Raw genomic sequence first — 21,890 nt, forward strand, 5'->3', positions numbered from 1 at the left:
AATTCTCCCCTTTTATCGAAAGTTTATATTAGTGGAGTTTTCTACACTTACTTTAGAGCCATCATTGGTTTCGATAGCTACGTTTCTCAGCGCCCAATTGGAGCTATAAGCAATTCTTCCTGCCGTTCCCGCTTGGATATAAACATTGTCCAAAGTAATATTTTCAATGGTTGATGCTGCCATTCCCTCAACACTAATAGCCTTGCCAACTTTTTTTACATCAATATTTTTAAGTGTAATATTTTTAAAATGGGGTATTCCTTTAGAAGCTGGTGCTACTTTGGTCAACATCTTTTTCCAATGTTCAGGTAACGTTTCTTCAGTATATCCGTCAGGAAGTTTAGAATAACTATAGCTTGGATTCCAATTCATGGATATTTGTAAAAAGGTTCGGATATTTTCCATTTTTATATTTTCCATAAGAACATCTTCTACTGTACCTCCTCTAGTGGAAGCCGATTTTATGTTCAATCCGTTTGAAGTTCCGTCACCTGTTATATTTGAAGCATATACGTGACGAATACTTCCCGCGGTTTCACTACCTAATGTCAATAAACCAGATCCTTTGCGAGCGATACAATCCCGGATGACCACATACTCAGTAGGTTTATTAACCCTTAGACCATCCCAGTCTCTGCCCGCTTTCAAACAAAAGTTGTCATCATTACAATCAATGTCACAGTTTTGTACTAATATCCACTTGGAGGAATCGATATCTATTCCATCAGTACTTGGACCATGCCCCCCAATGTTATTTTTTATTGTAACACCATCAACTGTTATGTATTCCGAATACAGCACTTGTACAGTCCAAAAACCGGCTTGTTGAATGTTAAGATTTTTTAATGAAATGTTTTTAGAATCAGCGATCAAAATAGTTCTGGGACGCTGCGCATCATAATCTACAATCCAACGCAATCCTTTAGGTTCGTATTGCTTGCGGAGATCCCAGTAGTAATCCCAAAACACTTTTCCCTGACCGTTAATTATTCCTTCTCCATCAATGATGACATTTTTTTGGTTCTGCACATTGATTAAGGCAGCGGGCCATTTCATTTCAATTCCTGCAATTCTGGTATCTATTTGTTTGTAATCTTTAATATCTTGACTTCCTCTAATTTCAACATTCTTGTCAATTTTAAAATGAATTCCCTCTTTTACAAATAAAGAGCCTGTCAGATAAATTCCTTTTTGGAAAGTAACGATACCTCCTCCATCTTTGGAACAGGCATCTATTGCACTTTGAATAGCTCCGGTGTTTAGCGTTTTCCCATCTGGAATTGCTCCAAATTCATTTACAGAATAACTTTTTTCCTTAAAAACAGTTGCTTTATAACCCACCTTATTAATCCAGAAAGGCGAACCGGTACTGCTTGTGAATTTTTCTTTTTTTGCAGCACTGGCATTTTTGACCCCGCAAGAAAAGAGACTCATAGTAGTTAACACCACAGAAAAAATAAAAATGGATCTCATTTTGTTTTTATTTACTAATTAGCAGGCCAAGTTCATTGTTTTTTATTGGTATACTATCCTGTACCTACCTGATTTCACAAATTTGTATAATGCGTAGATTAGTGCAATTCAGCACTTATTTTTCATCATGATAGTACAGGATAGTATTTTAACGAGTAACTGTTATTTTTGAAAATCTATTCAATTAAATCCCAAAGCCTTGGCAAATATTAGAAGCATAGTATTAGTTGTTTTTTTATGTTATATGCCTAGCGAACTTTTCGCTAAGCATTTACAAGAGCGCGGCAATCCCATCTCAAAAGAAGAGACTCGATCTGCTGTCGCAAATGCCGCCAAGGCCCAATTATATTATTTTGGGACTAAGAGAAAATCGCAAACAGGCACACGCATCGATGCTCCATTACAATATGATTCAAAAAGAGGGTATGGATTTGATTTTAATTCTTCTCAAAATGTACAAATCGGTACCACTGCTTTTATTGCCGAAAAATCGACTTACTTTTCAGTGAAGCTTTTTGAAGGCAATTACAGGATTAAGGTTACGATGGGCAGTAGTGACAAAGCAACTAAGGTTACCATAAAGGCGGAGTCCAGAAGATTACTGCTTGGAGAACTTTCAGTTAAGAAAGGAAGTCAGGTAACCAAAACGTTTAATGTAAATGTAAGAACGCCAAAAATTGACGACACCACTGCTATCAGTCTTAAAGATAGAGAACTTGGAGATCTCAATTGGGATGACAAACTGACACTGGAATTTCTGGGAGTTGTTGCTATTCAGAAAATTGAAATCATACCCATGACTACGCTGACTACTGTGTTTTTGGCCGGTGATTCTACAGTTACGGATCAGGATTTGGAGCCATGGGCTTCTTGGGGGCAATTTATTAGCCCGTATTTTGACACCTCAGTTGTAGTAGCGAATTATGCTGTTTCAGGCGCTTCCCTGAGTTCTTTTAAAGCCAGTGGTAGATTAAAAAAGATCCTATCTTTGATAAAACCTGGAGACTATTTGATTGTTGAATTTGGTCATAATGATGAAAAAATAAAAGGAGAACAAAATGGACCCTGGCGAGCCTATTCCGATTTACTGACAGAATTTGTTCAGTCCGCCAGAGAAAAAGGAGCTATTCCTATTTTAGCCACTCCAACCCAACGACGCTTTTTTAATCAAGACGGAACGCTGAAACCCACTCATGGAGATTTTCCGGATGCAATGCGTGCCGTTGCACAGAAAAACAACGTACCGCTCATTGATCTTACTAAAATGACTACCCAACTATATGAAAGTTGGGGAGATGACGGGTCTAGAAAAGCTTTTGTACAATACCCGGCAAATACTTTTCCAGGACAAAATAATGCGTTAGAGGACAATACCCATTTTAATAGTTTTGGAGCCAATGAAATTGCGCTTTGTGTAATTAAAGGAATAAGAGAGCTTACAATTCCTTTAAAACAGTACATAACCAGACAGGCCCCTGCTTATAATCCAACAAAGCCAAATTACTTTGCAACCTGGACCCTACCCATGAGTTCCCGTTTTGAAGTTGTAAAACCAGATGGTAATTAATCATTTTTGAATTATTAAAACTATGTTATTTAAAAACACCTTTCACGCTACTTTTTTAGTAGTGCTCTCTATTTTTTTTTCTGTAAATAATTTTGCGCAGCAAACCGACAAAGTATTTCTTTCCGGAAAAGATTTCGAACATCCGGTACAATGGGATTTCTATTGCACCGATGGAAACAATAGTAAGACTTGGTCTAAAATAAATGTTCCCTCCCAATGGGAATTGGAAGAATTTGGCGAATATACATATGGCAGATGGTACAAAGAACTAAATCAAAAAGAGCCAAGCAAAGAAGAAGGTCTTTACAAATATGAATTTGAAGTTCCTAACGATTACAAAGGCAAAGATATTGTAATTGCTTTTGGCGGAGCCATGACAGATACTGAAGTAAAGGTAAATGGAAAATTAGCGGGAGAAATACACCAGGGAGGTTTTTATGAATTTAAATATGATATTTCATCCTTATTAAAGTTTGGAGCCAAAAATGTTTTAGAGGTTCATGTATGGAAACATTCGTCCAATAAATCGGTTAATGCTGCAGAACGCAGAGCCGATTGGTGGTTATTTGGCGGCATTTATCGTCCAGTATGGTTAGAGGTCTCTCCTAAAACACAGATTCAACATATTGCGGTAAACCCAAAAATGGACGGTTCAATCACTATTGATATGAACCTTAAAAGCATTCCTAAAAACACCATTGTAGAATCTACGCTTAAAGGTCTTGATGGAGAAAATTTCCCTTCCTTTACTTTTCCAATTAAAGCAAAAAGCGCGAACAAAAGTATAGCTGTGCAATGGCAAAACGTTAAACCATGGAATCCGGAAACGCCCAATTTATACAACTTAGAACTTGTTTTAAAACAAAACGGGACGGTACTTCACCAATTGGAAAAAAGAATTGGCTTTAGAACCTTAGACTTTAAAAAACAAGACGGCATCTATGTTAATGGCACAAAAATTATAATGAAAGGAATCAACCGTCATTCTTTTTGGCCGGAGTCTGGCAGAAGTACCAGTAAGCGCATTAGTCTGTTGGATGCCCACTTGTTGAAAGATATGAATATGAATGCCGTGCGTGGTCACTATCCGCCGGATGAACATTTTTTAGAAGTTTGTGATTCCTTAGGGCTTTTTGTTTTGAATGAATTAGCAGGTTGGCAAAATTCTTACGATACCCAATTGGGAACAAAATTGGTTACCGAAATGGTTGCTCGGGATGTCAACCATCCGTCTGTCATCATTTGGGACAATGGCAACGAAGGCGGCTGGAATTACGATGTAGATAAAGTTTTTGCTGAAAATGATCCTCAAAAAAGAATTGTTATTCATCCCTGGGCTGATTTTAATGGTTGGGATACGCACCACTACCCTACTTATTTAACGGGCATGCATCGTTTTAATAGTGGAGAAAATGTATTTTTCCCCACAGAATTTATGCACGGTACCTATGACAATGGACATGGAGCAGCATTAGAAGATTTTTGGAATCGCTATAAAGAAAGCCCATTGTTTGCAGGAGGATTTATGTGGGCGCTTTTGGATGAAGCGGTAAAGCGTTCGGATTGGACAGGCGATGTCAAATTTGACTCGAAAGGCTCCTTAGCTGCCGATGGAATTTTAGGACCTCACAGAGAAAGAGAAGGCAGTTATTATACAGTAAAAGAAGTTTGGGCCCCCATTCAATTTGGAACAAAACAAGTAACAGCCGCTTTTGATGGTTCCTTTCTAATAACCAATGATTATCTTTTCAGTAATTTGAATTCCTGTACGATGCAATATAAAGTAATAAAATCGGATGCCACTATTCTTTATACAGATGCCGTTTCTAAAGAAATAAGTTCCGGAAAAATTGAAATTCCAAGTATTGAACCTGGAGAAACTCATACAATCAAACTCGCAGTTCCAGCCAATTTTTTCGAAGGAGATGTTTTGTCGATAACAGCGAACGACATCCATGGAAAAGAAATCTATACCTGGACCTGGCCTATTCATAAAGCCAAATTTTATGCTGCTAAATTTTTAGTAACTAGAAATACAAAAACAAAAGCCACAGCAACACGCACAGCTAATGAAGTTACTTTAAAAGGAAGCGATATTTCCGTAACTTTAGACAGTGGCTCAGGAGAAATCTTGACAGTTAAAAACGGAACTTCAATAATTCCGCTAACAAAAGGGCCCCGTCCTATCGGAATGAAAGCAAAAGTGAAGGAAGTTTCACTTTCTCAGGAAGGAGACAAGGCAAGCTGTACAGTTTCATATTCTGGCGGCTTAGCTTCGATAAAATGGATTATGGAAGCCGACGGCAGATTTAAAATGGAATTAGTAGCTTTGAAAAATGCCGAGAACGCTGGTGGTTTTGACGGAGCTTATTTTGAAGATAAAATTAGTGCCCTCGGTATTACATTTAGCTTCCCTGAACAAGGCGTCACCGGCATTAAATGGTTTGGAAGAGGGCCGTATCACGTGTGGAAAAATAGAATCAAAGGAACTACTTATGGGGTTTGGGAAAAGAATTACAATACCACTATAACTGGTGAAAGTTTTGAAAATTTGATTTATCCAGAATTTAAAGGATATCACGCTAATTTATTGGGAGCAAATCTAAAAGCTGGTGCGGCATCATTTAAAGTATTTAGCGAATCTGAAAATGTATTTTTACGCTTGTTTACTCCGGATTTACCAAAGAATGGTTTCCCGGGTAGCAACCCTCAGCCGGATTTCCCAGAAGGTGATATCTCCTTTATGTATGAAATTCCTGCTATGAGAGATTTCAAACCCCTGGAACAACAAGGCCCTCAAAGTCAGCCTACCAGTATTCGAATCAAAAAAGGGGACGATGGGATTTCAATGAATCTTTGGTTTGATTTTAGAGCATTAACTGAAAAATAAAATTTACACCTTTTACTATGAAATTGATTAAAATACTTGCTGTTATCTGTTTAGCATTTTTACTGTTTAATTTTACAGAAAAGAAAAAAAACAAACCTACTGTTTATACGGTTGGAGATTCAACTGTAAAAAATGGCAGTGGAGAAGGCAACGGTGGATTATGGGGTTGGGGAGACTATCTTGGTCAATTTTTTGACACCACAAAAGTTACCGTTTCAAACCATGCTTTAGGCGGAACCAGCAGCCGAACTTTTCAGGATAAAGGCTTGTGGGAACCTGTTTTTAAGTCCCTCAAAAAAGGGGATTATGTGCTGATTCAATTTGGGCATAATGATGATGGCCCTCTAAATGATAATTCCAGAGCCAGAGGAACCATCAAAGGAATTGGTGAAGAAACCGAAGAAATCGACAATATGCTTACCGGTAAACATGAAATAGTGCATAGTTACGGTTGGTACATCCGAAAAATAGTTACCGATGCTAAGTCTAAAGGTGCCATTCCGATAATTTGTTCTTCTATTCCAAGAAATGATTGGAAAAACGGGAAAGTACCTCGTAACAATACTTCATACGGTTTATGGGCTAAACAGATTGCAGAGCAGGAAAATGCCACTTTTATCGATTTAAATGATAAAATGGCCATCGAAATGGAGCAATTAGGCGAAGCTAAAGTAACCGGAACTTATTTTTATCAGAGAGACCATACCCATACTTCGGCTAAGGGAGCGGTACTTTCTGCCTCAGTGATCATCAACGCCTTAAAACAGTCCAACAATTCTTTAAAAAATTACATTGTAAACAGTCCTAAGATTACAATTCCTGCAAAGAAAAAAGTATTCTTAATTGGCGATTCCACCATGGCTAACAATTCAAACGAAATGGCCATCGGTTGGGGAATGGCATTTCCATCCTACTGTGATACAACAAGAGTGGAAGTTATCAATAAAGCCAGAGGAGGAAGAAGCACACGAACCTTTACCAAAGAAGGACTATGGGATGCGATAAAAAATCAATTAAAGCCGGGAGATTTTGTACTCATGCAGTTTGGCCATAATGATGCCGGAGCGATTGATAAAGAAAAGTTCAGAGGATCTCTTAAAGGAAATAGCAATGAAACGCAACAAGTGGTCCGGGACAGTTTAACCGAAACCGTGCATACTTTTGGATGGTATATGGAAAAGTTTATTAAAGAAGCTAAAGAAAAAGGGGCGATTCCAATCGTTTTGAGTCAAACTCCAAGAAACGAATGGCCAAACGATAAAGTAGAACGAAGAGCGGATACTTACGGGGAGTGGTCTAAAGTAGCGGCTACAAAAGGCGGTGCTTTTTATATCGATTTAAACGAAATAGTAGCCTTGAAATACGAAGCTTTAGGAAAAGAAAAAGTAAAAGCATTTTTCCCAAAAGATCATACCCATACTGGTTTTGAAGGAGCAAATCTTAATGCACTGTCGGTAGCCGAGAGTCTCAAAAAAATCAAGGAATGCAGTCTTAAAGAGTACATTGAGATTCCTGCGAAATGATTTAAATGAGAATGTCTTACACTAAAAAAGACCTAATCAAAGCTTTTCTTATTTAAATTATTTTGGGGTTTAAAGGCTAAAATGTACCGGTCTATTTTAGATTATGTATAATGGTCTGCTGATACTGTAATACTGCATTTTTTTTGCCTTTAAGATCGTGATTTATCTGTACCAGCCTTTTTTTGAATCAAACAGATGGAGCTATGGAGACTATGTTCAAAATAGTCAGTCCTCAAGGGCTTTTTTAGCTAAAAAAACAAAATACCTATGAAAAATATTGGATTATCCTTTTTGATTGCCTTTTTGTTCGTACCCAAGGGGATGGCGCAAAACCATCCAAAATTTGAGGTGTTTACTAAAGAGACAAAAGCCTCCATCTTGTATGATGCTGCCGGAACGCCATTAGATTCTATTCTAGCGTATTCCTTGTCTGAAGATATATATGGGGTTACCGGTTTTAAACCCTTAGTCACCAAAAACAAAGATAAAGTTTCAGGTAATGTAATCGTTATTGGGCAGTACCAATCAGAACTGGTAAAATCTTTTTTGAATAAAAGCAATGATTTTAAAGGGTTTGAAAAGCAATGGGAAAGCTATTTACTGCAAATTGTCGATAACCCTACAGCTAAGGTTACTAAAGCCTTTGTTATAACAGGGACAAATCCCAGAGGGACTGCGTTTGGGGTTTATGGGGTTTCGGAACGAATTGGGGTTTCACCTTGGTATTGGTGGGCCGATGTGCCTATTACAAAACAAAAAGAATTGGTGCTTACGCAAAATGCATTTCAGTCAAAAGCACCATCCGTTAAATACAGGGGTATATTTTTAAATGATGAGGATTGGGGATTGCGCCCATGGGCAGCACACACTTTTGAACCTGAGGTGGGTAACATCGGACCTAAAACATATTCGAAAATATTTGAACTTTTATTGCGATTAAAAGCGAATACTATTTGGCCCGCTATGCACGAAGGGACTTCTGCTTTTTTTAAAATTCCTGAAAACGCTAAAATAGCAGCTGCTTATCAAATTGTTATTGGGTCTTCGCATGCCGAGCCTATGCTACGCAACAATGTTGATGAATGGAAAGAAGATTCCATGGGACATTTTAATTATATAACAAATCGAAAAAAGGTATATGAATATTGGGAAGACAGAATAAAAGAAAGTAAAAATGTAGATGCTGTTTATACCATCGGAATGCGGGGTGTTCATGATAGTGGAATGGAAGGCGTAAAAAACAATAAAGAAGGAGCTCAGCTACTGACACAGGTCATAGAAGACCAGAGAAAATTAATTGAAAAATATATTAATCCTGATCCGACGAAAGTGCCACAAGCCTTTACGGTATATAAAGAAGTATTGGATTTATATGATGAAGGATTGGAGGTTCCGGATGATATCACCTTAGTCTGGACAGACGATAATTACGGATATATCAGACGATTAAGTAATAAAAAAGAGCGAAAACGTTCCGGTGGCGGTGGCGTTTATTATCATGCATCCTATTGGGGACGGCCTCATGATTATCTTTGGTTGAGTACCGTTCATCCGGCATTGATTAGAGAAGAAATGATTAAGGCATACCAAGCTAACTGTAAAGAAATTTGGATTTTGAATGTAGGGGATATCAAACCTGCAGAATATACAATGCAACTTTTTATGGATATGGCCTATGATGCCAATTCTTTTGAAGAGCCAGCCAGGGTCAAATCACACCTGAATGATTTCTACGCTTCTATTTTTGGAAAAACCGATGGGAAGACCATTGCAGACATGAAGTGGGCGTATTATGATCTGGCTTTTGAAAGAAAACCGGAATTTATGGGTTGGAGTCAGACGGAACCGACCACAAAAACCAAACAGACCGCGTATAATCCGTTCTTTTTTGGAGATGAAAATCAAACACGCGTTACTAAGTATCAAAGTTTAGAAAACCAGGTCACTTCTTTAAAAGACAAGCTGCCAAAAGACTTGCAAGACAGTTATTTCCAATTGGTCTATTATCCTGCAAAAGCAGCTTCGCTGATGAATAAAAAGTTTCTCTATGCCGATAAAGCGAATAGTTATGGAAAACAAGGACGTCTGAATGCAAAGGAGTATGCTTTGAAATCGGAGAACGCGTTTAATGAAATAAAAGTAATTACTCAAGAGTACAATCAGATGGCTAACGGAAAGTGGAAGGGCATAATGGATACGAATCCCAGAAATCTGCCTGTTTTCCATATGCCAACAATAGAAATTCCTGTTGGGCAAAGTGAAACAGCCGTTGTTGGGCTAATGGTTGAAAATTCAGATCAACCCAATACAGCAGCGCTGACATTACCTACTTATTATCCTAATTCAGAACAATCCCATTTCATTGATATTTTCCTTAAAAAGGACGCGGCAATTCCTTGGGAATTACAAAACCTTCCTGATTGGGTGGCTGCCAGTAAAACAAAAGGTATTTTAAAGAAGGATAGTGATAATGAAAGGATTCAAATAAGTGTGGATTGGCGTAAATGGAAGAAAAATCAAGTTCAAAAAGCCCAGTTTAGCATTAATTATGAAAATAAAACAAAAGTGGTCAACCTTACTATTGATTCAAATACTACAGCTGTTGCTAAAAAATCTTTTATAGCAATGGAAGACAAAGTGGTTATTTATGCTCAAAATTTCACTTCTATACAAAACAAAAATCCCTACCAATGGAAAAAAATAGACGGCTTAGGGTATAGTAAAGGGGCTATGCAGGCATATCCGTTGACTGCAAACCCATTAAAGACAGATAATCTTGCCAAAGAGTCTCCTTATCTGGAATATCAAATTGATCTGAGTAATTCGGATTCTTTTGTAGAACCGGAAATACTTGTGCATGCCATACCTACACTTCCTATCACCACTAAACATGGTGTTCGTGTTGGGGTGCAGTGGAATGAGGAGCCTATCCAGATCGTTGATTTTACTACTTTCGGTAGAAGCGAAGAATGGAAACAAAACGTATTGTCGAATAGAGCAACTAAAAAAGCCGCCATCAAATCAACCATTAAAGGGACAAATACCTTAAGAATCTACCTGATTGATGAGGGAGTTGCACTGGATTATTTTTACATCCAGTTGAATAAAAACAACCCGACACCGTATTCTATTTTGCCGGAAACTACTGGAAGGATAAATAAATAAATAAATAAACCTGCCTGTGGATCATTTCTAGCTATAAAAAAATCAAAACCGTCTTTCGAATACATGTTTTCCAGAGCCTATGTTTTCTATTAGCAAATAATTTCCAATTGGTTTTGCAGTTACCGTTTTTCCATTAACTTTAACTTCATTGGAAGATGAATTGCCTTTAGGGATATAAACCTCAGCCGTAACATTGTTGGGACTTAAAAGCTTCAATTGATAAGTTTTTGATTTTATTTTCCAAGTTACTTGGATATCACCCTTGTCGGTTGGCACTGTTCCTGATACATTTGCTAATTTTCCTTGAAAATCGAGCGGTTTTATCTGAATTAGTTCATGTTGGGGTTTTATGGATCTTACGCCCAGAATAAATTGCTGTATGCCATCAAGACCGCTTGTACCCCACGGATGACACAGGCTTTGATTAAGTTCCAGCGCATCCCAACATTCCCAAGTGGCCGTTCCTCCTTTTGAAACAGTCTTTGCCCAGCCATCCCACGCAGGATTTGTATAGAGGTCCAGTAAATGCAAGCCTTCTTCTACAAGTCCTAATGCCTGCGGCAAAAAGCGCACAGTTACCATTCCGACACTCATTTTACGTTCTTTTACAGCAGTAATAACTGCTTTTCTATTGCTATCGTTAACTATATTCATTGCAATTGGGAACATATTTGCATGCTGGGATACATGCTTGCTTTGGCTTCCATCACTAAGTAGTCCGTCAACGTATATACCGTCAGCGTTGACAAGTTTTCTGTTGATGGCTTCCCGAATTAATGTTGCTTTGCTTCGAAAAGAATCTGCATCTGCCTTGTTATTTATAATGGCGGCTATTTTTGATATGATATCGAAATCAGCATAGGCATAAGCATTAATTACAGTGCGGGCATCAGTACTCATGTCATATCCATAACGCATGCTTTCGGGCCAGTCAATTATACCATAGCGGTATGCTCCACTACCTCCAGCAAGATTGTGAATTAATCCTGTAGCTGGATTTGTATAGGAATCAACATATGCTGCCACTTTTTTAAGTTTTAAATAATTTGTTTTCAGGAACTCCAGGTTTCCAGTCTCCATATAATAGTCCCACGCCCACAGCAAATATTGTTGGGTAAAATCAGGAATGTCCCGCTTGCCGTCCCCATTGGGATATACGGCATTCAATCTTCCGTCTGGCCAGTATTGATCTTGGGAATCCAAAAACTGAAGCAACATCCGGTGGTTCAGCGCCCTATCGCCCATTACCTTCATTGCCGCCACACCCTGGCTCCAGCCGTCCCCTAAAAATTCTCCTTTTTCACGTGTTGGTGTATCTACAAAGCCTTCTTGCGCTCCAAGTGTAAGGGAATGAGTCATTAGTTTCCAAACAGTATTCAGCATTGGATTTGAGGATGAAAAGTGGGAACGTTCTGGTTCAAGCTCATAAAATCTTTGTATAAAACCAACATTATTCGTTGTTAGTTTTATGGGCGAATGGTTTACCTGCAGGTACCTATACCCTAGATAAACGACAGGTTTGAATACGCATTTATTACCATTCAGAACAAAGAAATAAGAGAGATCGGTGTGCTGGTTTATTTTTTCAGAAACAGTGCCATCTTCGTTTAGGATAAAACCGGCCCACATTTTTATGGTGTCGCCAGGCATACCACCACTGAAAGAAATTTCCGGTACTCCTGCATAGATTTTTCCAAGGTCGATTACGTAACGATCATTACCGAGGCTAATCACTGAAACAGGTTTGATTTTCCTTTCTTTTAATTGGGTTAGATCGGGCCGAAGCCTGTCTGTATTGGGGTCAATTTCAATGGCATTCTGCCATGCAGTATCGTCAAAATCGGGCCTGTTCCAATCTGTAATTGCCCTACGACTGTCTATTATATCAACGAAGCCGACACCCTCACCGTTTCTTTGCATTGTATTCGGATTGAAAGCGCTGACAGCCGACTGTTTCCAAGTTTTATCGGTGCCAAAAACATCCGTTGTACCATCAGTATAGGTAACAGTCAACTTTAATAAAAATCGATTATCCCCCTTTGGCCTCCCCTGTCCACCCCCATACCAATGTGTCATTGCGGAAATATTGTTGCTGTTGCCGTGCAGTAATGTTGTGACATCGTACGAATTGTAATAAGCAAATTGGGGATAATGGTAGGCTAGCCCCTTGCCGATAGCTTTGCCATTGAGATAAAGCTCGTAGTTGTGAAAAGCGGATAAGTAAACTATTGCTTTTTTTACCGTCTTGTTCGATAATTGAATCTGTTTGCGGAAATAGGTATATATATTTGGCTCTTTACTATTGCGCATGATCCAAGACGATCCTTTCCAGTCTTCAGCGCTGAATAGTCCAGTGTCAAAGTAAGTTGCCGCGCTATAACGGCTTATATTTCCGGATTTGTCCCAGATGCGTACTTTCCAAAAGTAGCGTGTTGCAGGAGACAGTGGCTTTCCATTATAGTCAATATAGTTTTGCATTCGCGATATCGTTTTACCACTGTCCCAAATATCCCCTTTTTCTAAAGCTAACATTTCTGGTGATGATGCTACGATCAGCTGGTACCCTGTTTGAATCTCATTATCGTTTGCATTGCTATTGTGCCATCCGAAAAATGGTAATTGCTGTGTACCGGCAGGTTTTACCTTGTCACAGGTTCTAAGATTAAAAGAAGGCTGCGGATTTGTTACATTTGCCTTTAAAAAAGACAGACAAAAAAGGAGTATTATGGTGTAGAAGTGTCTCATTTAAGTTGTAGCTATGGGATTGAACAGAATATAGGTTATTAAATTGATATAGTGCTTTATGCGTTATTGTAAATAGCATTAATACTATTCCCATCGGAAAAAGACTTGTTTGTTGTTTTGAACCCATTTTATTATGGTTCCAACTTGGTATCTAGTTGTTTATTATTATTTTATCAAGAGAAATCGAGTTTCCGGTACTGCCATAATCTGTTTTTCTTTTATCCGACCAATTGGATCTTTCACCTATTACGTATACGGTTAAAGTATAGAAATCTTTCTTTAAAAATGGAGACATGAATATTGGTGCTGATTGGGAAGACTTGCTATACATATCAACCAGGGATGTTACTAGTGTATGTCCTTTTTTGTCGGATAGTACAATTCGGGCATAACCGTTTTCTGTACTGGTATAACTATAGAAAGTGATTCGGCTACCCATAAATTTGATTGAAACTGATGCATTCTTATCGTCCGATTTGCTTTCGGATAGTGCATCCCTATTTTTTATGTGTTTCCATTTGCCGGTGTACTTAATGATTGTATCGGTATCATCTATTGTTTTATGAATAGCTGTCTTCGGAGCAGTAACTCCTGTTGAAGTATTGATTTGCCACGCTTCCTGATATGCAGGCATGGATACCGAAGTTCCTGATACTAAAAGAGGTTGCCAGACATAGGTTGCAGAAGATGACTGCTTAGGAAAAGACCACCGGTCGCCCATAAACATATAGGTAGTATCCTTGGTTCCTTCGATAGGTAACACAAAGGTTGACTGCGAGTTCCAGGTTAATGTGCCTTCCGGTGCAATAAGTCCTCTGGCTATCCATGGTCCTTTGATGGAATTAGAAGTATAATAATAATTATCATTTCGTTCCCAACTGGTGAGGTGTGAGCCAATAAAATAATAAAGACTATCTTTTTTAAACATTGTAGGGGATTCAAATCCGCTTGTCATATTTTTATTTACCTGTTCAACAACGGATTTGTAATCGTCGCTAAGTTTATAAATTTCACCACCATGAATAAGCAGGTATCCGGTGCCGTCCTTATCCGGAAAAACTCCCATGTCCCATTTTTTTATAGGTTTGCCATTAAACAACAATGGACCTTTAAATTTGTAAGGACCTTTAATTGTCTTCGAAGTGGCATAGCCTACAAACTGATCCTTATAACTAAGTGTATCAACATGCATATACATAATATATTCCTTAGTTTTAGGGTTTTTCATTACTTTGATCCTTTCGCCAACTCGGTTAGCTCCTAATTTACCTGAATTTTGCACAGGAAGTGCTATTTGTTCAAATTTCCAATTATAAAGATCTTTGGAAGAGTAACAGTTGAATCCGGCAAAAGCATTACTGGTATCACTATGGGCTTCACCAAAAAGATAGAATTTATCTTTATCTTTAATAATATTTGCGCCATGGGCACTGACAATATTTCCGTTTTGATCAAACCAAGGTATTCCAGAATAGATTGCATCCGTTTTTCCGGGTAGTTGTGCAAATAAAAAAGAAGTCTTCATTAAAAAAATAATGCCTACTGTTTTTTTACTGAAGTGCCTGAAAGCGGAAAAACTATTGCTAAACATATTTTAGAATTTATATTTAATAATCAAATATATTCTATTCTGATTTTTCCTGCATCCTGCACTATCGGTATAGTTAGGTATAAAAATAGTATGCGTCTCAGAGCGTTATGCTAAAGATATGCATAGATTTTTCTCGGTTTCACCAAAAAAGACAGCATTTTCAATTGAAGTGCTGCCTTTGCGTTTTTTATTGAACTTTTTTTATTTCAGTTCACTATTATTTAAGAATTATTCTATTCGTTTTTTGTTGACGTAAACATTTTTAAAAGTTACTCCTTTTATTATGCTTTTATCTATGGTCGCATTAGCAGCTTCAATATTCAAATTTTCAAATGTAAAATTGGATAAACGAACGTTAGGATCATTTTCTACTCCATAAAAAGTATCGCATTTAAGATCAATGTTCTTTAACGTAATATGATCTCCGTAGGATAAGGGTACATCCGGGCGTCCTTTTAAATCAAAAAATTGTTTCCACGCAAAAACAGCAAGGCATGTTTTAGCTTCTCCTTTTATATTTTCAACTCTAATAAACTCATATCTTTGAGGCGTATCAGGTCTCATTTTAAGCCATAACAATCTTGAAGCCCCATCAATTTGGCAATTACGCATGATCACATTGCGGTTATGAATTGACTCGCTTCCGTTTGTTAATGCTGAATGACAAAATCCAAAATGGCAATCTTCAATAATAATATTAGAATTTGGCCCATTATTTTTATCCCGATCTGCATAAGGCCCTTTGCCTCCTTTTAGTGCTATAGCATCATCATTTACAGACATATAACAGCCTTTTATAAGAACGTTAGAACAAATGTCAATATCAATGGCATCTGTACTTGGGGCCTTCGCTTTTAGGTGTGGTGAAAAAATATAAACATCTAATATTTTTACGTTATTACATTTATAAAAATGATTGGTCCAAAAACCGGAATTGATCAACTTTACATCTTGAAATTGTACATTATTAGAATTCCAGACAAATACTAATCTTGGTCTTGAAACTTCAAGATTGGTGCATTTTGGGTTTTCTTTACGTCTTGCCCAAAAAGCTTCCCAATATTTAAAACCATTTCCGTTTAGTGTTCCTTTTCCTGAAATTGAAAAACCATCAACTCCGTAAGCATTTACCAATGCAGGAAAATAATCTAAATTTTGACCTTCCATTCGTGAAGGCATGATTGGATAATCCGAAATAATATCCGAACCTTTCAAAGTAGCTTTATCAGCAATATATAAACTTGTTTTAGGTTTAAAAAACAAAGCTCCACTCAAAAAAACGCCTTTCGGAATCACAATCACACCGCCACCGTTTGCTGACGCCTTGTCAATAACCTTTTGTATGGCGAGCGTTTGAATTTTTGTACTATCCTTACTTACACCATAATCAGTAATAGTATATTTTTTGCCTAAATTCTTTAATTCAATTTTAGTATAATCCTTAAACCAATTTAGGACTACAGTCCCATCAGGAAAGGTATCATTACTGTTTTTTTGCGAAAATGTTATTTGCGAAAATCCGATAAGGCAAATTAACAATGTAAAAATATTTTTCATTATGTTCCTGTTTATTGTAATTATATTACTATTATTAACTTTATCTTTTTATTGTATTTTTAATACTCTAATTCACGTTTCAATCAGTCTTCAGGCACATTTTGAATAGCGACAGTTAAATCCCAAAAAAACATCACTAGAATTATGGGCTTTGGTATGGTATTAGTTTCTTTTTTCAGGAACTATCTCAATGGCTATTGCACCTTCTTTAAGTCCTTCTGCATTTGCTTTTATCTCAATTTTACCATTATTTTGGGTCGCCTTAATAATCGCGATCGCCTTCCCGTTGTAGGCTTGTCTTTCACGAGCTTGGTAGGCTTCATGACTAATAATATTACCATTGTCAACTCCAATAATTTTACCGGAATCTGTAATAGTAAATTTTATCAAATTATCTGCATTTGCACACGGTGTGCCTTTATCGTCAACAATTGTTGCTGTTATAAAAGAGACATCATCCCAATTATTTGTGAGCATTGGATTGCTTTTAGTAATTATAATTTTTGATGGTTTTCCGGCAGATGTAAATGCTTCTTGAGCTGTAATTTTACCATTGTTTTTTCCAATTGCCTTTATAGTGCCTTCTTCAAAAGTTACATTCCACTCTCTTGGTGAATCATCAGCTGGTTTCTTTACAGATCCTAATGATTTTTCGTTAAGGAAAAGTTCTACTTCATCGCAATTGCTATACACCTGAGCTTTAGCATTATCATAGGTATCAAAATCATTTGGTGTCCAATCGGCAACCCAATTTCCTGCTCCGGCATTTTCAGATTTTCTCACAAGGTGTACCACTGGTTCAGCAGACCACCAGCTATCTCTCTGTAAGGCTTGTTGTTTCCAATTTCCGGCTCTGTCAAATAAGCCTTGGTTATTTGTCGTTTCCGGCCAATCGGCTTCGCCTAAATAGTCATAACCTGTCCACAAAAATTGCCCTGCCATATAGGGTTTGTCACGTAAAGCAAGCCATTGATTAATAACATGGGTGTTTTCGGTACCTAGTACTTTCCAGTTTGGGTGTGCCTCATGTGCAGCGATTAATTCATTTTCACGATAATTTTGCCCTACAACATCCATATGCTCGGCAAAACCACTAAGGTACACTTTAGAATTTGCAGGTCTAAAAAGAGCCATTGTTACGGGTCTGGTGTCGTCATATTTCTTTACAACGTCTTCCTGCATTTTATAGGCTTTGTAACCCTCAGGATAACTTAAATCATCATGTATTTCATTTCCAATGCTATAAATGATGATGGAGGGATGATTTCTATCCCTCAAAATGACATCTCTTGTATCTTGTTCCCACCAATCCGAAAAATATAAATTATAGCCTTTTTCGCCATTATGCTTAGCGGATGTCCAGGTGTCAAAAGTTTCATCCATTACTACAAATCCCATTTGGTCACATAAATCAAGAAATTCGGGAGCAACAGGATTGTGTGAGGTACGGATGGCATTTACTCCAACTTCTTTTAATTTTTTAAATCGTTCTTTCCATACGCCTAAAGGTACTGCCGAACCAACTGCTCCGCCATCGTGATGTAAACAAACGCCTTTTAGTTTTAAATTTTTACCATTTAACCAAAAACCGGATTCGGCAATAAATTCCGATTTTCTAATTCCAAATGGAATGCTTTGATTATCGATAAGTGTTTTTCCGGCGTATAATTTAGTGGTTGCAGTGTATAAATTTGGTTCTTCAATATCCCATAATTTTGGATTTATGATCTCAATGTCTTGCGAAAATAAGCCAATTGCGTTTGCTGAAATGTTTTTTTGGCTCTCGACAGTTTTTACTACCTTCCCTTTAGCATCAACAATTTCAATTTGTAATTTGTAATCGCCTGCGATTCCTTTGTTTTCAATTTCAACCTTTAAATTCAGTACTCCTTTAGTAGTTGTTGCAATTGGAGTTGTAATAAATGTCCCCCAATGTTTAAAATGAGTTGGGTTTACTGCAACTAAACGAACGTGACGATAAATACCTGCACCCGTGTAATAACGGGAAGCCGGTTGGATTGAATTATCGGCCCTCACTGCGATAACATTAGCTTTGTTAAAGTTTAAATAGGGAGTAAGGTCATAATTAAAGCTGGTATAACCGTAGGGACGTTTTCCTAAATATTTACCATTTATCCATACCTCACTATTAGCCATGATTCCATCAAATTCGATAGTACATATTTTTTTTGCATCAGCCTTATTTATTTCAAATGTTTTGCGGTACCATCCAATTCCTGTTGGCAAATAGCCACCGCCACGGCCTGAAGTGTTGTCTCTATCATAAGGTCCTTCAATGCTCCAATCATGAGGTACATCTAGTTTTCTCCATTTCGCAGCATCAAATAATGGTTTTTCTGCACCAGGGACTTCTCCTTTTGTAAATTGCCAGCCACTATCAAAATTAGTTACTTTGCGTGCTTGTGAAAAAATGTTTGTAGTTAAAGCTAAAAACAGAAATAAGAAGGCAAATGGTAACTGTTTGGTGTCTTTTGTCTTAAAACATTTCATTTTTTTTTATTTTTAATCGGGTTATTTTCCTCATAACTTAGGTATATTACTATACTAAAACAGCTTCAAAAGAGTAAAGAATAACGTAATTCTTTTGAAGGTGCCTTTTTTATTGACTTAGTTATTTAATTTTTCGTTTCAGCCACTGTTCAGGTACATTGACAATACATATATTCATAGAACGATTGTCTTTGGAAAGCATTGCAGACTGTATTTCTATTTTAGTTCCATCCCGGTTAAAAGTAGGATGTAAATGGTCAGCTGCTGTTTCTTTATGACCGGTAGTCAGCAGCATCATTTCATTTGTTTTTCGATCTATTAAATACAAACTTCTCGAAAAATCATCCCCCACTGCCCATTTCCCGTCAGAAGATCCGTGAACGTGCCATAAACCACTACCGCTTTTTGTTTGTCCGGCAATTATCATTTCTCTGGTTCTAAGATTAACAATGGCAAGGCCTGTTGGTTTTTCCCGAGTACCCGATTTACCCCAATTACTTTCTTGTCCAGGATTTTCAGGATTTCGAATCTCTTGACTATTCGTAACGGCTATTGCTGCTTCTTTTTCAATATCAATTTTTCGATGTCCCATAATAGCCATAGCCACCTCATCTTTAGAAATTACGACCTCATGAGTAACCCATTCATAATCTGATTCCGGATATAAAGGACGCAAACCGGTACCATCCGCCATAACGGTCCAGGTACGCTGGGGCGACTTCCCCCCTGTTTCCCAGCAAAAAATAATTTCGCCCGGATTCCAGATATTCGATTGGATATGCCCAATTTGAAAAGGCACCGATATTACATGTTTCAACGCGCCTGTTCTCAAATTCATACTGGCTATCCCTCCTGGGCCTGCACCCATATTACGGGGACCAAAATTTTTCTCGATTGCAACCCCCGGAGCTAAATATTTTGCAGCTTCTTTAGTTCCAATTCTAAAATAAGCCCTTTCTTCATCAGCATCCAATGCCATATCTCCAGAAGCTCCCATTTCTGGATTTGTAGTGCCGCAAACACGTTCGTAGGCAGCAACGGGTTTCATTTTTCCCGATTTACTGTCTTCAAATACAGTGGCAAGATTCACTTCTATAATCTGCATTTTGTCTTCTTCTCCTTTACGCATAAAGTACAATTTCATAGCCTTTTGCGCCATACATAACGTCCCTGAGTAGCCGCCCTCGGTAACCTGAACCAGTACACCAGATTTTTCATTGACTGCAATGGCTTCCCCTTTCACTCTGTCAGATCTAAATATCAGCCATTCTCCATCTGAAGTCCACTGCGGATGGGTCGGATACGTTTTAGAATCCCCCATCTGCTTACTGGTTAAAAAAATCAATTCCTGACCAGTTACCGGGTCTGTTACTATTTTCTTTTCTGAAGGAAACCGCGTTCCAATTTGGCTAAAAGCCAAGGATGCCGTTAAAAGGAATACTATAGTAATACTTAGATTAAATTTCATAAAACAAAAGTTTTAATACAATGGTTTTTATTTTTTTACTTTTAATTGTACTGAACTGTCGTTTACTACAAACTCATTATCCTTCAGCAATAAAATCACTTCTGCTCCAGCTAATAAAACAGGCCCATACCCATGAGCAGCAAATACATTTATTGGGCGGTAATAATAAAAAGCAGGATCAAATCCCATACCAGTACCAACACAGGTTCCTTCTACTTCACCTTTTTTATTCACTTTTGTAGCAACCGCATTCCATCCCAGTAATACTGCTGGGGCAAATGCCATTTTATCAACATACCCACGATTTATCGCTCTGGCTATAGCGTAAGTGTAAATCGCGGTGGCAGAAGTCTCTAAATAAGTATCGTTTTTATCAATTAGTTGATGCCAGAAACCGGTACCATCCTGGTATTTTACCAGTCCGCTAATATGTGCTTGTAATTGCGCTAATACGCCTGCATATCCCGGATGATTTTTTGGCAATACTTCCAATAATTCTACCATGGCCATCACTGCCCAACCATTGGCACGAGCCCAATGAAATTGAGGATGAACAGACATCGATTCAACCCAACCGTGCATATAAATACCTTTTTCACGGTTAAACATCCTTTCAGAAAATTGATTTACCTGCTTTACGGCATCATCAAAATATTTCACATCACCTGTATAGGCACCCATCTGCGCAAGAGCGGGAACCCCCATAAACATATCATCAAGCCATAGGGTGTTATCTTGAGGTCTGTTGCGCGCCAGTGTCCCATCTTTAAGTCTAAATTCCTTTTCACTTATATAATTGATTATGTCTTTGATTAGAGGGTCTGTGTTACCTTTAAAGCCGCTCTTTTTTGCTTTTATAAATGCCGCACAGACGGCACCGCCGTCATCTAATGCTTTGGGATGAAGTAAGGAATGGATTGGGGAATCGTTTTCATTTTTGGGTTTATAGTTTTCAGCCAAGTCAGCCAATAATTGTAATCGTTTATTGGTATAATCGGCATAATACTTTTCGCCAGTGGCCTCAGACGCCAAAAGCATCCCCGCATAAGTAACTCCCCATTCATAACTTGTAAGCCTAAATGCTCCTGGTTCAAAGACAATCTTTTCTTTGGCCTTTTTGAAATCGGTAATCACAACATTCGTTTTGGCATCCACCACTTTAGAAGCGGTATTTTTTTCAAGAAAAGAATATACCCTATCCAGCACCTTTTTGATACTGTCTTTTTGAGGAGCTCCATAAGGTGTCGGATATTTCGGTTGAAGTAAATGCAGTGGTGCGGTTACATCATTTGCCTGAGCATTTACGGACACTACCGAAAATAGTACGCTCGTAAGGAAAAAAATTATAGGTTTAGCATGTGAATGTTTCATGTTATCGATTTTTAGAAATGAAGGTTAGA

The 21,890-nt window shown here is 37.8% G+C and carries 11 protein-coding genes; 4 read left to right on the forward strand and 7 right to left on the reverse strand.

Translation table 11 applies throughout. The features are described from left to right. Positions 1-12: 12 nt before the first annotated feature. The gene (locus ACNQGH_RS05455; RefSeq protein ID WP_417954974.1) at positions 13-1,473 is read right to left on the reverse strand and encodes a glycoside hydrolase family 28 protein; all 1,461 of its coding nucleotides are present in this window, start codon (positions 1,471-1,473) and stop codon (positions 13-15) included. A gap of 199 nt (positions 1,474-1,672) precedes the next feature. On the opposite strand from ACNQGH_RS05455, the gene ACNQGH_RS05460 reads away from it, so the two are divergent. From ACNQGH_RS05460 to ACNQGH_RS05475, 4 genes are all read left to right on the forward strand, one after another. Continuing rightward, the gene (locus ACNQGH_RS05460; protein WP_417954975.1) at positions 1,673-3,040 is read left to right on the forward strand and encodes a rhamnogalacturonan acetylesterase; all 1,368 of its coding nucleotides are present in this window, start codon (positions 1,673-1,675) and stop codon (positions 3,038-3,040) included. A 22-nt stretch (positions 3,041-3,062) separates the two neighbouring features. Continuing rightward, a complete protein-coding gene (locus ACNQGH_RS05465; protein ID WP_417954976.1) occupies positions 3,063-5,930 on the forward strand; it encodes a glycoside hydrolase family 2 protein in 2,868 nt (955 codons plus the stop codon). 17 nt (positions 5,931-5,947) lie between these two features. Beyond that, positions 5,948-7,453, forward strand: coding sequence for a rhamnogalacturonan acetylesterase (locus ACNQGH_RS05470; protein WP_417954977.1), 1,506 nt, complete (start codon positions 5,948-5,950; stop codon positions 7,451-7,453). A 267-nt stretch (positions 7,454-7,720) separates the two neighbouring features. Beyond that, the gene (locus tag ACNQGH_RS05475; protein ID WP_417954978.1) at positions 7,721-10,618 is read left to right on the forward strand and encodes a glycosyl hydrolase 115 family protein; all 2,898 of its coding nucleotides are present in this window, start codon (positions 7,721-7,723) and stop codon (positions 10,616-10,618) included. A 42-nt stretch (positions 10,619-10,660) separates the two neighbouring features. On the opposite strand, the gene ACNQGH_RS05480 is transcribed toward ACNQGH_RS05475, so the two are convergent. The 6 genes from ACNQGH_RS05480 to ACNQGH_RS05505 all read right to left on the reverse strand — a co-directional run bounded on the left by ACNQGH_RS05480 (position 10,661) and on the right by ACNQGH_RS05505 (position 21,861). After that, a complete protein-coding gene (locus ACNQGH_RS05480; RefSeq protein WP_417954979.1) occupies positions 10,661-13,363 on the reverse strand; it encodes a family 78 glycoside hydrolase catalytic domain in 2,703 nt (900 codons plus the stop codon). Positions 13,364-13,514: 151 nt separating this feature from the next. Continuing rightward, a complete protein-coding gene (locus ACNQGH_RS05485; RefSeq protein WP_417954980.1) occupies positions 13,515-14,888 on the reverse strand; it encodes a family 43 glycosylhydrolase in 1,374 nt (457 codons plus the stop codon). A gap of 294 nt (positions 14,889-15,182) precedes the next feature. Then, the gene (locus tag ACNQGH_RS05490) at positions 15,183-16,511 is read right to left on the reverse strand and encodes a rhamnogalacturonidase (protein WP_417954981.1); all 1,329 of its coding nucleotides are present in this window, start codon (positions 16,509-16,511) and stop codon (positions 15,183-15,185) included. A 162-nt stretch (positions 16,512-16,673) separates the two neighbouring features. Beyond that, complete coding sequence (locus ACNQGH_RS05495) at positions 16,674-19,022, reverse strand: glycoside hydrolase family 2 TIM barrel-domain containing protein (RefSeq protein ID WP_417954982.1); 2,349 nt, start codon at positions 19,020-19,022, stop codon at positions 16,674-16,676. Positions 19,023-19,143: 121 nt separating this feature from the next. Further along, positions 19,144-20,490, reverse strand: a complete 1,347-nt coding sequence (locus ACNQGH_RS05500; RefSeq protein ID WP_417954983.1) for a TolB-like translocation protein — start codon at positions 20,488-20,490, stop codon at positions 19,144-19,146. Between the two features lie 27 nt (positions 20,491-20,517). Further along, complete coding sequence (locus ACNQGH_RS05505; RefSeq protein ID WP_417954984.1) at positions 20,518-21,861, reverse strand: glycoside hydrolase family 88/105 protein; 1,344 nt, start codon at positions 21,859-21,861, stop codon at positions 20,518-20,520. Positions 21,862-21,890 lie beyond the last annotated feature (29 nt).

The sequence above is a fragment of the Flavobacterium kochi genome, assembly GCF_048286715.1.
In the GTDB taxonomy this organism is placed as follows: Bacteria; Bacteroidota; Bacteroidia; order Flavobacteriales; family Flavobacteriaceae; genus Flavobacterium.